The organism is Eikenella longinqua, assembly GCF_001648355.1.
GTDB lineage: Bacteria > Pseudomonadota > Gammaproteobacteria > Burkholderiales > Neisseriaceae > Eikenella > Eikenella longinqua.
The window spans coordinates 24,981-37,581 of the sequence record NZ_LXSL01000028.1 but is presented as its reverse complement, the minus strand read 5'-3'; the positions used below and the strand labels follow the sequence as shown (position 1 = coordinate 37,581).

The window sequence follows — 12,601 nt, the reverse complement described above, 5'->3', positions numbered from 1 at the left end:
ATAACATTGGCAAAGCCAAAACTTTTTCAGGTAGCCTCTTGCCCACTGCGGCAAGACAGGCAGCCGCCCAGCCCGTACAATATCGCCGATATGCCGAACACAGGCTACCTGAAATTGCCAAACACAGGACAACACCATGGTGCAGGATTTCCAAGTTGCGCAACTGCCCCTGCCGCTGCAGGGTACCTATCTCATCGAAGCCTCCGCCGGCACAGGCAAAACCTACAACATCGCCGCCCTCTTCACCCGGCTGGTGGTGCTCGAAGGCTGGGCGCCGGAAAACATCCTCGTGGTCACCTTCACCGAAGCCGCCACCGCCGAGCTGAAAAACCGCCTGCGCGCCCGCCTAGGCGAAGCGCTGGCCGCTCTGCAAAGTGACACGCCCAGCACCGACGAATTCCTGCAAAACCTGCTCGCCGAAGCCCTGACCAAGCAGGAACGCAGCCAGCTCATCCTCCAGCTGCAAGCCGCCCTCTCCGGCTTCGACACCGCCGCCATCTACACCATCCACGGCTTCTGCCTGCGCGTGCTCGGCGACTACGCCTTTTTGTGCGGCGTCCCCTTCGAGCTGGAAACCGGCCCCGCCGACCCCGCCGCCCGCCTAGTGGCCACCCAAGATTTCTGGCGCGAACACGTGGCCGACCATCCGCAAAACGCCCGCATTGCCGCCGAATTCGGCATCACCCCCGCCAGTGTGCTCGCCGAATTTTCAGGTAGCCTCAAACGCCCCTTTCTGGATTACAGGCTACCTGAAAACGAATTGCCGCAACTTTTGGCCGAATACGACACAGCGTGGCAGCAAGTGCAGCAACACCTGAGCGACATCGAAACCGTGTACCGCCGCGCCAAGCCCCAGCTCAACGGCAAAACTTTCAACGACTCCATCGACACCCTGTTTGCCGAACTCCAACACGCCGCCCAAGAAGCCCTACCCAAGGCCGTCCTCTCCGAACCGAAAAAATTGTCTCTATTTGAGGCAGATGCCCTGCGCGGCAAACTCAAAAAAAACTGCTGCCTTGATGACGCCGATATCGCCGCCCTCCAACCCTTGGCCGAACTCGGCCGCTGCCTGAGCAAACTCGATCCTGCCAAACAACAAGCTGCCATCCGCCTCAAGCTCGAATGCCTAGGCTACCTGAAAACCCGTTTGCAGGAAGACAAACGCCGCAGCACCCGCCGCGACTACGACGACCTGCTGCTCGACGTCCACGCCGCGCTCACCAACCCCGAGCGCCCCGAGCAGGCCGCCGCCCTCGCCCAAGCCCTCGCCGCCAAATGGCGCGTCGCCCTCATCGACGAATTCCAAGACACCGCCCCCCTGCAATACGCCATCTTCCACACCGCCTTCATCCGCCAAGGTGTGCCCGTCTTCCTCGTGGGCGACCCCAAGCAGGCCATCTACGGCTTCCGCGGCGCCGACATCCACGCCTACCTCGCCGCCGCAGCCCACACCGCCCCCGAACAAAGCTACACCCTCGCCACCAACTACCGCAGCCACAGCCGCCTGGTAAACGGCATCGGCCACCTGTTTGCCCCCCGCCCGCAGCCCTTCGTGCTGCCGCAGATTGCCTATCCAAACGTGCAGGCCAAACGAGAAAACAGCCTGCTGCAACCGCCGCCCGAAGCCGCCATCACCGTGCGCTGGCTCAACCCCGCCGAAAACGGCAATCTGCCCAACAAAGACCACCTATACGAGCTCTCCGCCGATTATTGCGCCCGCGAAATCGCCGCCAAGCTGAACCAAGCATTTTCAGGTAGCCTCTTGATTGAAGACAAAGACAGCGGGGAACACAAACCGCTGCATCCCGGCCAAATCGCCGTATTGGTGCGCAAGCATAGCCAAGGGGAAATGGTATCGCGCGCGCTCAAACGCCGCGGCGTGCGCAGCGTGCTGTTGCAGCAGCAATCCGTGTTCGGCACGCCCGAAGCCGAGGCCCTGCACGCCCTGCTCCTGTTCTGGCTCACCCCGCAGCACACCGAACACCTCCGCTTCGTGCTCGGCGGCGTACTCTACAGCCGCACCGCCCACGACTTAGCCGCACTCAACGCCAGCGAGCAGCAGCTGGCCGAGTGGATAAACCGCGCCGCCGAAGCCGCCGAAGTCTGGCAGCGCCACGGCATCTACGCCGCCCTCACCCGGTTCGCCCGCCAAAGCGGCCTCGAAGCCCACCTGCTCTCCACCCGCAACGAACGCAGCTTCACCAATTTCTGGCAGCTGGCCGAAGCCCTCGCCCTTGCCGCCGCCGAACAAAGCTCCCCCGCCGCCCTCACCCAATGGCTGGCCGCACAAATCGCCGACAACACCAACAATCAAGAGCACCAGCTGCGGCTGGAAAGCGACGAACACCTGGTCAAAATCGTTACCATGCACGCCGCCAAAGGCCTGGAATACCCGCTGGTATTCTGCCCCTTCGTATGGGATGCCAGCGATAAAAAATTGATTAAAGACTGGAACATCATCCGCCAAGACAACGGCCGCAGCCAACTGCTCGCCGAAGCGCAACTGGACGATACCGCCAAGCAGCAACTCTTCGCCGAAGATCTCGGCGAGAACCTGCGCATCCTATATGTCGCCCTCACCCGCGCCCGCGAACAGCTCGTTATCTACGCCGCCCCCTGCAACAACACCCCCGAAAACACCTTCGCCTACCTCCTCGCCGACCCTGCCATAGGCGACTGCCACGCCGTCCGCAGCCACTGGAAAAACCTGGCGGGCCAAGCCCGTATCGACGCCCTGCGCCAAGCCTGGCAACACCGCATCCAAAGCGCCCCGCCCGGCTGGCTGCAATGGCTGGAAGACGAGCCACCCGAAGCTCACTACCGCGCCCGCGACGCACAGCAAGGCAGCTACCGCGCCCTTGAGCTGCCCGAACGCCCCCTGCAATCCGTCCGCCACACCAGCTTCACCGGCCTCAGCCGCCACACCCACGCCACCGAAGAATGGCTACCTGAAAAATTCCTCGCCGACGAAAGCACCGAGCCCGAAAGGCTACCTGAAAACCAAAGCAACGAGCTTCCGCACAGCAAAAACGATCAAAGCGTAGGCCGCCCTTTTTCAGGTAGCCCGCAGCAGGCAACTGAGCCCCCGCCTGCCGAAGCCGAAGCCGAAACCGCCCTACTCGCCTTCCCGCGCGGCACCGGCCCCGGCATCTGCCTGCACAGCATCCTTGAGCAAACCGAGTTCACCCAAGCCCCTGCCGCGCAAAGCGAAACCTACGCCGCCATCCTCGCCCAACACGGTTACGACGCCGAGCAAGCCATGCCCGCCATGTTGGAAATGACAGAAGCCGTGCGCCAAGCCCCGTTGCTCGGCGAAATGCGCCTGGCCAGCATCCCCGCCGACAACCGTTTGGCAGAAATGGGCTTTGTGCTGCACATGCAAGATTTCGGGCTCGCCCGACTGCGCCGCTGGTTTGCCCGAACCGACATCAGGCTACCTGAAAACGCCGCCGCCCACCTGCCCCAGCTCGATTTCCACACCGTAAACGGCTTCCTCAACGGCTTCATCGACCTGCTCGCCGCCGACGCACAAGGCCGCGTGTGCGTAATCGACTATAAAACCAACCACCTGGGCAACCGCCTCGCCGACTACGGCCAAGCCGCCATGAGCGCCGCCGTGAGCGAACACCACTACTACCTGCAAGCCCTGATTTACGCCGTTGCCGCCGCACGCTATCTGAAACAGCGCCACGCCCTGCCCGAAGCCATCCACGTGCGCTACCTGTTTGTGCGCGGCCTCAACCCGCTCGGGCAGGAAGGCATTTGGTGCTGGGATATCCCTGTTTCGGCCTTGCAGGAATGGCTGCAATAAGCCGAATGCGGAAAACAGCCCGGCGAAGCGTTGCAAAATCCGCATAAATAACAAACGCCAAGAAAGTCTTTGCCGCCGGATATTGACTATTGACCAAAATTCCCTATAATATGCCGCTTTCGTGAGTACGGCGGCAGCCGGAAAACACGCCACGCGGGAATAGCTCAGTTGGTAGAGCGCAACCTTGCCAAGGTTGAGGTCGCGAGTTCGAGACTCGTTTCCCGCTCCAAGTTTCACATCATCCGAATCCCAAGCGGGAATAGCTCAGTTGGTAGAGCGCAACCTTGCCAAGGTTGAGGTCGCGAGTTCGAGACTCGTTTCCCGCTCCATTATCCACTTTCGGTTCGGGTGTAATGCGGGAATAGCTCAGTTGGTAGAGCGCAACCTTGCCAAGGTTGAGGTCGCGAGTTCGAGACTCGTTTCCCGCTCCAAGTTTTAGCGATTTGGCCGATTCAGTCGGCCAAAAGCTAATTTGGCGGGATAGCAAAGTGGTTATGCAGCGGCCTGCAAAGCCGTGTACGCCGGTTCGATTCCGACTCCCGCCTCCAAAATACCGCATCATCAATCATCACGGCGGGGTGGCAGAGTGTTCATGCTGCGGGGGGTGCAACCTCCGTATAGGCCGGTTAAAATCCGCGCCCCCGCCTCCAATCTCCGAGCCTGCTATGCCGCAGCCCGGCCCGAGTGGTGGAATTGGTAGACACAACGGACTTAAAATCCGTCGCCCCTAATACGGGTGTACCGGTTCGATTCCGGTCTCGGGCACCACAAAACTGATTGTTTCCAATATAAAACCCCGCTCTGCTTCGAGCGGGTTTGCTGCATTTTCGGCATCGGTTTTGTTCTACATTTTAGGGTTTGTTCTACATTTCTACATTTTACCCCATGAAAAAAGCACGGATTCCCGTGCGTTTTTCAGGTAGCCTCCCATCAGCCCTGCGCTCATTCAACTTTTCTCTTCCGCAAACCCCATCTGCGTCCAAGCAAACACCGCCAGCGCCGCTGCGGCCAAGCCTGCGCCCACCCAGCCCAGCGCGCCCAGCCCCCAATGTCGCATCACCATCCCGCCCAAAAGTGCCCCGCCGCCGATGCCGATATTGTAGCTGCCCGAATAAATCGCATTGGCCACATCCGCCGCATCCCGCGCATAGCGCATCACATACGCAGTCATACACAGGCTCAGCACCGCAATGCCGATACCCCACGCCGGCGCCAGCGCAAACATCGCCGCCTCGCTGCCGCCCAAAGGCCGCAGAAGCAGCAGCGACACCACCAGCAGCAAAGCCGCCAGCAGCAGCGTGGGCTGCGGGTGTTTCGGGTAGAAACGCGCAAACAGCCAGCTCGCCACCATGCCCGACAGGCCAAACACCAGCAGCACCATCGTGGCCGTATCCGGCGGCATATGCGTTACCTCCAGCGCATAAGGCTCGATATAGCTATACGCCGTGAAATGCGCGCTCACCGCCAGCACCGCCATCGCATACATCCCCAGCAGGCGCGGGCGTTTTGCCAGCAGCGGCAGGCTGGAGAGCGAACCCGCGTTGCGGCTTTCCAAGATTGGCAGGATTTTCGCCAGCAACACCATCACACCCAAAGCCAACACGCCGATCAACGCAAAGGTTGCCCGCCAGCCCAGCCACTGCCCCACCAGCCGCCCCAGCGGCAAACCCAGCACCGTGGCCATGGAAGTGCCCAGCGACAGCCAGCCCAAAGCCTGCTGCCGGCACCCAATCGGCGCCATCCGCATCACCAGCGAAGCCGTCATCGCCCAAAACAGCGCATGGGTGAGCGCAATCAGCACGCGCGACGCCAGCAGCACGGGAAAACTCCACGCCAGCGCCGAGAGCGCATGCCCCGCCACAAACACCGCAAACAGCGCCAACAGCAGCCGCCTGCGCTCCAGCCGCGCCACCAGCAGCATCAGCGGCAACGAGGCGAGCGACACCACCCAGGCATACACCGTAATCATGATGCCCGTATCCGCCGCCGGCATATCAAAACCGCGCCCGATGTCGGTAAGCAGGGCGATGGGGATAAACTCGGTGGTGCACACCACAAAAGCCGCTACCGAAAGCGCAAACACGCGCAAATAGGCCAGCAGGATGTGGGCGTGGGGATGCTGTTTGAACATAATAAATCGTTTGTGAAAATATCTGGTTGCGTTTTCAGGTAGCCTTATGGCGTACAGACGGGCAGCAGCTTGGCAACAACATTTGAGGCTACCTGAAAAACGGAATACCGCGGAATGGGCGTGAAGCTACGCAGTATCCGCCGCAGATTTTCAGGTAGCCTCTCTGCCTGAGCCGGGCAGGCGGTTTAAGGATTTAATATCCGCGCAATCAGCGCCTTATCCTTGCCCGCCATATCGGGAATCTGCACTTGGATGCCGTTGCCGGGTGCCACTTCGGCCGCTTCGCCCCAGCGTTTCATGGCTTGCAGCACGATGGTTTGGTTACCCTGCGGGTGGATGATTTCCAGCGTGTCGCCCACGGCGAAGCGGTTTTTCACTTCCACCGTGGCCCAGCCTTCGGCGTCGATGGCGGTAACGTGGCCGACGTATTGGCTTTGTTTGGCCACGGAATGGCCGGTGAGGTAGTTTTGATAGTCTTGCGTTTGGTGGCGCTCGAGGAAACCGCTGGTGTAGCCGCGGTTGGCGAGGCCTTCGAGCTCGGCGAGCAGGCTGTAGTCGAAGGGGCGGCCGGCCACGGCGTCGTCGATGGCTTTGCGGTAGGCCTGGGCCACGCGGGCGACGTAATACACGGATTTGGTGCGCCCTTCCACTTTCAGGCTGTCCACGCCGATTTCGGCGAGCCTGGCCACTTGCTCGATGGCACGCAAATCCTTGGAATTCATAATATAAGTGCCGTGCTCGTCTTCCATAATCGGCATCATTTCGCCAGGGCGGTTGCTCTCTTCTATCAGGAAAATTTTGTTGGCTTTGGGGTGGCGCACTTGGCCGTTGATGCCTTCGAAGGCGGCGTTGGCTTCCTCTTGGGCTTTATTGAAATCAAAGCCTTGCAGCAGGCGGGCGTCGCCCATTTCGTCGATTTCGGCATCGTGCACTTTGTAGTCCCAGCGGCAGGAGTTGGTGCAGGTGCCTTGGTTGGGGTCGCGGTGGTTGAAATAGCCAGAAAGCAGGCAGCGGCCGGAATAGGCAATGCACAGCGCGCCGTGTACGAATACTTCCAGCTCGACATCGGGGCATTTTTGGCGGATTTCGGCGATTTCTTCCATGCTCAATTCGCGCGACAAAATAATGCGCTCCACGCCGATGCGCTGCCAGAATTTCACGCCCCAATAATTGGTGGTGTTGGCCTGCACGGAGAGGTGCACGGGCATATCGGGCCAGCGTTCGCGCACCACCATAATCAGGCCGGGGTCAGCCATAATCAGCGCGTCGGGCTTCATGGCGATAAGGGGCTGCATATCGGCGTGGAAGGTTTTGAGCTTGCTGTTGTGCGGCAGGGTGTTCACGGTGAGGTAGAACTTTTTGCCGCGCGCGTGGGCTTCGGCAATGCCTTGCCGCAGCACATCGAGCTTGGCGAATTCGTTGTTGCGAGCGCGCAGGGAATAGCGCGGGCTGCCGGCGTAAACTGCGTCGGCGCCGTAGTCGAAGGCGGTGCGCATGCGCTCGGGGCCGCCGGCGGGGAGGAGGAGTTCGGGGGATTTCATGATGTGCTTGGAATGGAACTTAAGGTTTGTTGGAACGGGATTGTGTGCTTCGCAGGATTTTTCAGGTAGCCGCTTAAAGATTTTCAGGTAGCCTTAAAGCAGGCTACCTGAAAACGAAGTTTCTGCGAAGCTAAAACGAAGTTTCCGCAGAAAGCTGAGTTTCTGCGAAGTTAAAACATCGGCTTCCGCAGAAGCAGCGGTCGGAGGGATTATAACGCAAACCCAGCCTAATCGGCTTCGGCGGTGTCGTGCTTGGGCGCAGGCTCCCAAATCTGCGAGGTGAAGAGCTGGGCGTCGTGCACATAGGGGTTGTTTTGATCCCAGGCATAGCCGGCAAACACGGCGCTGAGCATGCGGTCGGTTTCCGGCGTGCGCTGGCTGCCGAAAATCATGTCTTGCAGCGAGCCGGAATACCAAGCCTCCACATAGTGCCGGAACACGTTCACGCCCGACATCAGCGGGCGGGCAAACTCTTCCTGCCAGTTTACCGCCTGGCCGTTCAGCTGGCGGGCGAGCAGGTCGGCGGCGAGCTTGGCCGAATGGGTGGCGATGGTTACGCCGGAGGAAAACACCGGGTCGAGGAATTCCGCCGCGTTGCCCAGCAGGGCGAAATGCCGGCCAAACAGCGATTTCACGTTGGCCGAATAGCCGGGCAGATAGATGAAGGGGAAATTGTTTTCCCAGTGGGCGTTTTTCAGGATGCGGCGCAACAGCGGCACTTCCATGGCGAATTTCTTCAAAATCACCGCCGAGCTTTCCAGCCCGAGTTTTTCAGGTAGCCCCACCACGCCGATGGAGACGCGGCCGTTGGAAAAGGGAATCAGCCACAGCCACACGTCGCGGTGCTTGGGGTGCACACACACCAGGTTTTTGTTGCGGTCGAAAGCTTGGTCGGTGATGTGGTCGTCGATATGTGTGAAATGCACGTGGCGCAAGGGCAAATCGGAAGGGATGTCCCAGCCGATCATGCGCGGCAGCACACGGTGGTAGCCGCTGGCGTCCAGCACGAAGCGCGCGCCCAGCACATAAGGATCGCCGCCCTCCTGCTGCACCACCAATTTGGCGAAATCGCCGTGGTTGTCGAACGCTTTCGCCGCGGCGCCGAATTGTACGGTCACACCCTGCTTGATGGCCTCGTCAATCAGGATTTTGTCGAAACGCGCGCGCTCCACGTTGAACGCGAAAGAAGGGCCGGGCGAGAATTTGTCGGTAAACTTAAAGCTGGTGTTGCGCTCGCCCCACGAAAAGGCAAAGCCGTTTTTATACTGAAAACCAAAGCCGGCCTGCACCGCCGGCAGGAAGCCCGCCTCGTGCAGCAGCTCCATACAGTGCGGCAGCAGGCTCTCGCCGATAACAAAGCGCGGAAAATGCTGCTTTTCCACCACACACACATTGAATCCCCGCTTGTTCAACAAAGCGGACGCTACCGCCCCCGAAGGGCCGGCTCCGATAATCACGACGTCGTAATGCTGAATCATATTTTCCCTTTATATCTTCCCATGTTGCCGCCGTAGCCAGCAGGCATGCAGGCCGGCATTATTTATATTCTGTCTGTGTGCCGCGCCGCCGCCCATGCCGGGCAAGGCAAACCGCCCTGATGACAGCAGCACAGGTTTGATTATAAACGATTTGGACAAAATTTACCCGTTTCCCCCGAAACTGCGCGCCGCCTGTAACAAACAGGCAAACAGGCTACCTGAAAACGAGCAAAGCGGGTTTCTGCGGAGCTAACATTTTTCAGGTAGCCTGCATATCGCTTGCGCACGAAAAAGCGCTGCCCGAAAGCAGCGCGGTTGGTATTCAGCGCGTGGCTTCCACGCCCACGCCGATTTTGCCGTAGGGCGTTACGCTGCTGCTGCCGTTGTTCAAATCCACCGAGCCGCGCAGGCCCACATGGCTGTCGCGGTGGCTGCCCACGCCCACTCCGGCGCCCGCGCCGCAAGCGCTCAATGCCGCTGCCGCCAGGGCAGCCAGCAGGGCATAGCGTAATCCTTGTTTCATGATATTTCCTTTCTTTTTTCCAACAATAGACCGTTGCCGTTTTTCAGGTAGCCTTTTTCTGCACACAGGCTACCTGAAACTTGCGCCCTACTCCGCCGCGCCATCCTGCGGCGCAACCTGCGCCGCGCCCGCCTGCTCCCCGGCCGGTTTCTTTTTGCGCCGGCGACGGCGTTTTTTGGCGGGGGCGTCGCCTTCGGCAGCGGGGCGCTGCTCGGCTTTTTGAATCATCTGTTTGCGCTGTTCTTCGTCGGCTTCCTGGAAGGCTGTCCACCAGTCGGCCACGGCCTGATCGGCTTCGCCGGCCCGGGCGCGCAGCAGCAGGAAATCGTAGGCGGCGCGGAAGCGCGGCTGGGCGAGCAGGCGGAAGGGGCGGGCGCCGCGACGGTGGTCGAACTGCGGCTGGAGCTGCCAGATTTCGCGCATCGAGGCGGTGAAGCGGTGCGGCACGCCCCAGCCTTTTTCCATCTGCGCGCGCATTTCGCCCACGGCGATGCTGAGCGCGTGGGCGCTGTTGCGGCCGTTGGCCAGCTCGCGCTGCCAGGTTTCGCGCACTTGCGGCCACAGCACGGCCGCCAGCACGAAGCCCACGGATACGCCCATGTCGTCGCGCAGGCGCTGGTCAGTGCTGCCCAGCGCGAGGGAAACGATGCCGCGCCCTTGGTTTTCAGGTAGCCTTTCCAGGGCGCAGGCAAGCAGCGGGTGTACGGTTTTCCCGCTCATACCCAAGGCCTGCATCTGCTTGAGGCAATCGGCGGCCGCGCCGGAAAACAGCAGTTTCATCACTTCGTCAAACAATCGAGCGAGCGGCTCTTTGGGCAAAAGGTGCAGGCATTCGGCAATCGGCGCGGCGGTGTCGGGGGCTACCTGAAAACCGAGCTTGCCGGAAAGCCGGGCGGCGCGCAGCATGCGCACCGGGTCTTCCTGATAGCGCGAGCGGGCGTCGCCGATCATCACTAGGCGTTTGGCGCGGATGTCGGCCACGCCGTGATGGAAATCGGTGATTTCTTGGCGTTCGGGGTTGTAATAGAGGGCGTTGCAGGTGAAATCGCGGCGGGCGGCGTCTTGCTCCATGCTGCCGTAGCTGTTGTCTTGCATAATGCGGCCGTGTTCGTTTTGCCGGGCGGGGCGCTTGCCGCCGCGGAAGGTGGTAACCTCGATCGTTTCCGGCCCCACCATCACGTGCACAATCTGAAAGCGGCGGCCGATGATGCGGCTGCGGCGAAATACTTTGCGCACCTGCTCGGGGCGGGCGTTGGTGGCCACGTCGTAGTCTTTCGGCTCGATGCCCAAGAGCAAATCGCGCACGGCGCCGCCCACCACATAGGCTTCAAACCCGGCCTGGTGCAGCCGCGACACCACTTTCTCGGCCGCATAGCTGATGGCATCGGGCGTGATGCCGTGTTCGGCCAGCGGCAGCACCTGCTTGTGCGAAGGCGCGGCCGGTTGTTTGCCGGGCAGGATTTTGCGCAGCCATTTTGTGAGCATAAGGCGTGTTCCCTATTCTTGTTTTTCAGGTAGCCTGCAATGTGCGGCAGGCGCTGTGTTATACGGAAAACGCGAAGTATAACCTTTCGCCGCAACGGCTGCCAAACAAAGCGCTTTCCGCTATAATACGCCCGCATTTCCCACACCCGCTTTTACCCGCACACCACCACGGAAAACCCAATATGTATCACTACCAATCCGACGCCACACAATTCCTCAACCAATACCTCGAAGCCCACCCCGAAGAACAAGCGCGCCGCCTCGAAAACCGCGGCCTGCTGTGGGATGTCGAGCTCAACCCCGAAGAGCAGGCCGACTTCGCCGCCGGCAAAATCGCCAAAAAGCCCTACACCTACTACTCCTACTAAACCCCAACCACGCGCCGCGCCATGACCGCAGCCACCCCCCACCTGCCGCCCGAGCTTGCCGGCTACCTGAAAACCATCAACCCGCCCGAAGCGCCCGTTTTGCAACGCCTGCGGCAGGCCACCGAGCAGCACCGCATGGGCAAAATGCACCTGGCCACCGAACAAGCCCAGCTACTCGCCTTCCTCGTGCGGCTCATCGGCGCCAAACGCTGCCTCGAAATCGGCGTATACACCGGTTACAGCAGCACCGCCGTCGCCCTCGCCCTGCCCGAAGACGGCATCCTCACCGCCTGCGACATCAACATCACCTACACCACCCTCGCCCGCCAATTCTGGCGCGAAGCCGGCGTGGAACACAAAATCCAACTCCACCTCCAGCCCGCCCTCATCACCCTCGACCAACTCATCGCACAAGGCCAAAGCGGCAGCTACGACTTCGCCCTCATCGACGCCGACAAACCCCCCACTGCCCACTACTACGAACGCTGCCTCACCCTGCTGCACCCCGGCGGCCTCATCGCCATCGACAACCTCCTGCTCGGCGGCCGCGTTTACCAAGCCAACAGCGCCCCCGCGCCCGAATCCATCGAGCGCATCCGCGCCTTCAACCAATCCCTGCAAACCGATCCCCGCGTAGCCGCCCTCACCCTGCCCCTGGGCGACGGCCTCACCCTGCTGCGCAAACGCCATCTTCAGGAAAGAGAATGCCCATGACCAAGCCTTTCCAAGATTTCGACTTATCCTCCGTATGGGAGCCAAACGGTTATGCCGACAAACATTACAAAGAAGCCCCGTTTACGCCAGAAATCCTAGCCGAAGTAGAAACGATATTAGGCTATAAGCTGCCGCAAAGCTTTATCACACTGATGGCCATACAAAACGGCGGCACGTTCCGAAACAAATGCTATCCCACCGCCCAACCCACCTCATGGTCGGATAACCATGTGTTCGTTGAAGAAGTATCGGGCATCGGCTTAAACAAGCCGGGCAGCCTGTGCGGCAAAATGGGGCAAAAACTGTGGCTGGGAGACTGGGGATACCCGCCCATCGGCGTATATTTTGCCAACGACCCTACTGCCGGGCACGCCATGTTTGCGCTGGACTACCGCCGATGCGGCAAAAACGGCGAGCCGGAAGTGGTGTTGGTAGAGCAGGAACTGGGTTATGAAATCATCAAACTTGCGCCTGATTTTGAAACATTTATCCGCCATTTACAGCATGAAGACAACTTCGCAGACTAACTTTTTCAGGTAGCCCTGATCCA

9 protein-coding genes and 5 tRNA genes are annotated in these 12,601 nt (G+C 60.4%); 9 read left to right on the top strand and 5 right to left on the bottom strand.

Annotated elements, in window-relative coordinates; genetic code table 11:
- Positions 1-136: 136 nt before the first annotated feature.
- From recB to A7P95_RS07590, 6 genes are all read left to right on the top strand, one after another.
- Complete coding sequence (gene recB, locus A7P95_RS07615) at positions 137-3,811, top strand: exodeoxyribonuclease V subunit beta (protein ID WP_067593500.1); 3,675 nt, start codon at positions 137-139, stop codon at positions 3,809-3,811.
- A gap of 153 nt (positions 3,812-3,964) precedes the next feature.
- Positions 3,965-4,040: transfer RNA gene (locus tag A7P95_RS07610), tRNA-Gly, on the top strand.
- Between the two features lie 24 nt (positions 4,041-4,064).
- Positions 4,065-4,140, top strand: a tRNA-Gly gene (locus A7P95_RS07605).
- A 26-nt stretch (positions 4,141-4,166) separates the two neighbouring features.
- A tRNA-Gly gene (locus A7P95_RS07600) sits at positions 4,167-4,242 on the top strand.
- Between the two features lie 43 nt (positions 4,243-4,285).
- Positions 4,286-4,359: transfer RNA gene (locus A7P95_RS07595), tRNA-Cys, on the top strand.
- 130 nt (positions 4,360-4,489) lie between these two features.
- Positions 4,490-4,579: transfer RNA gene (locus tag A7P95_RS07590), tRNA-Leu, on the top strand.
- 178 nt (positions 4,580-4,757) lie between these two features.
- Here the strand turns inward: A7P95_RS07590 and A7P95_RS07585 are convergent.
- The 5 genes from A7P95_RS07585 to pcnB form a co-directional block, all read right to left on the bottom strand.
- The gene (locus A7P95_RS07585) at positions 4,758-5,942 is read right to left on the bottom strand and encodes a sugar transporter (protein WP_067593497.1); all 1,185 of its coding nucleotides are present in this window, start codon (positions 5,940-5,942) and stop codon (positions 4,758-4,760) included.
- A 185-nt stretch (positions 5,943-6,127) separates the two neighbouring features.
- The gene (trhP, locus tag A7P95_RS07580; RefSeq protein WP_067593494.1) at positions 6,128-7,483 is read right to left on the bottom strand and encodes a prephenate-dependent tRNA uridine(34) hydroxylase TrhP; all 1,356 of its coding nucleotides are present in this window, start codon (positions 7,481-7,483) and stop codon (positions 6,128-6,130) included.
- A gap of 227 nt (positions 7,484-7,710) precedes the next feature.
- Positions 7,711-8,961 (bottom strand): NAD(P)/FAD-dependent oxidoreductase, encoded by a 1,251-nt coding sequence (locus tag A7P95_RS07575; RefSeq protein ID WP_067593491.1) that lies wholly within the window; start codon positions 8,959-8,961, stop codon positions 7,711-7,713.
- Positions 8,962-9,283: 322 nt separating this feature from the next.
- Positions 9,284-9,484 (bottom strand): hypothetical protein, encoded by a 201-nt coding sequence (locus A7P95_RS07570; RefSeq protein WP_067593488.1) that lies wholly within the window; start codon positions 9,482-9,484, stop codon positions 9,284-9,286.
- 87 nt (positions 9,485-9,571) lie between these two features.
- A complete protein-coding gene (gene pcnB, locus A7P95_RS07565; RefSeq protein ID WP_067593486.1) occupies positions 9,572-10,969 on the bottom strand; it encodes a polynucleotide adenylyltransferase PcnB in 1,398 nt (465 codons plus the stop codon).
- A 182-nt stretch (positions 10,970-11,151) separates the two neighbouring features.
- Between pcnB and A7P95_RS07560 the strand changes: the two genes are divergently transcribed.
- The 3 genes from A7P95_RS07560 to A7P95_RS07550 are packed head-to-tail and all read left to right on the top strand — an operon-like array spanning position 11,152 to position 12,578.
- A complete protein-coding gene (locus A7P95_RS07560) occupies positions 11,152-11,337 on the top strand; it encodes a DUF3460 family protein (protein ID WP_067593483.1) in 186 nt (61 codons plus the stop codon).
- 21 nt (positions 11,338-11,358) lie between these two features.
- On the top strand, positions 11,359-12,051 hold the full coding sequence (locus A7P95_RS07555; protein WP_067593480.1) for an O-methyltransferase: 693 nt from the start codon (positions 11,359-11,361) through the stop codon (positions 12,049-12,051).
- Entirely contained in the window at positions 12,048-12,578 is a 531-nt protein-coding gene (locus A7P95_RS07550) for an SMI1/KNR4 family protein (RefSeq protein WP_067594302.1), read from the top strand. Before A7P95_RS07555 ends, A7P95_RS07550 begins: the two co-directional genes overlap by 4 nt.
- The last annotated feature ends 23 nt before the right edge of the window (positions 12,579-12,601 follow it).

Excerpts from the sequence above, each read along its gene's own strand:
- A7P95_RS07550 (WP_067594302.1), top strand. The coding sequence starts at position 12,048 with ATGACCAAGCCTTTCCAAGATTTCGACTTATCCTCCGTATGGGAGCCA.
- A7P95_RS07575 (WP_067593491.1), bottom strand. The coding sequence starts at position 8,961 with ATGATTCAGCATTACGACGTCGTGATTATCGGAGCCGGCCCTTCGGGG.
- A7P95_RS07560 (WP_067593483.1), top strand. The coding sequence starts at position 11,152 with ATGTATCACTACCAATCCGACGCCACACAATTCCTCAACCAATACCTC.
- A7P95_RS07585 (WP_067593497.1), bottom strand. The coding sequence starts at position 5,942 with ATGTTCAAACAGCATCCCCACGCCCACATCCTGCTGGCCTATTTGCGC.
- trhP (WP_067593494.1), bottom strand. The coding sequence starts at position 7,483 with ATGAAATCCCCCGAACTCCTCCTCCCCGCCGGCGGCCCCGAGCGCATG.
- pcnB (WP_067593486.1), bottom strand. The coding sequence starts at position 10,969 with ATGCTCACAAAATGGCTGCGCAAAATCCTGCCCGGCAAACAACCGGCC.
- A7P95_RS07555 (WP_067593480.1), top strand. The coding sequence starts at position 11,359 with ATGACCGCAGCCACCCCCCACCTGCCGCCCGAGCTTGCCGGCTACCTG.
- A7P95_RS07570 (WP_067593488.1), bottom strand. The coding sequence starts at position 9,484 with ATGAAACAAGGATTACGCTATGCCCTGCTGGCTGCCCTGGCGGCAGCG.
- recB (WP_067593500.1), top strand. The coding sequence starts at position 137 with ATGGTGCAGGATTTCCAAGTTGCGCAACTGCCCCTGCCGCTGCAGGGT.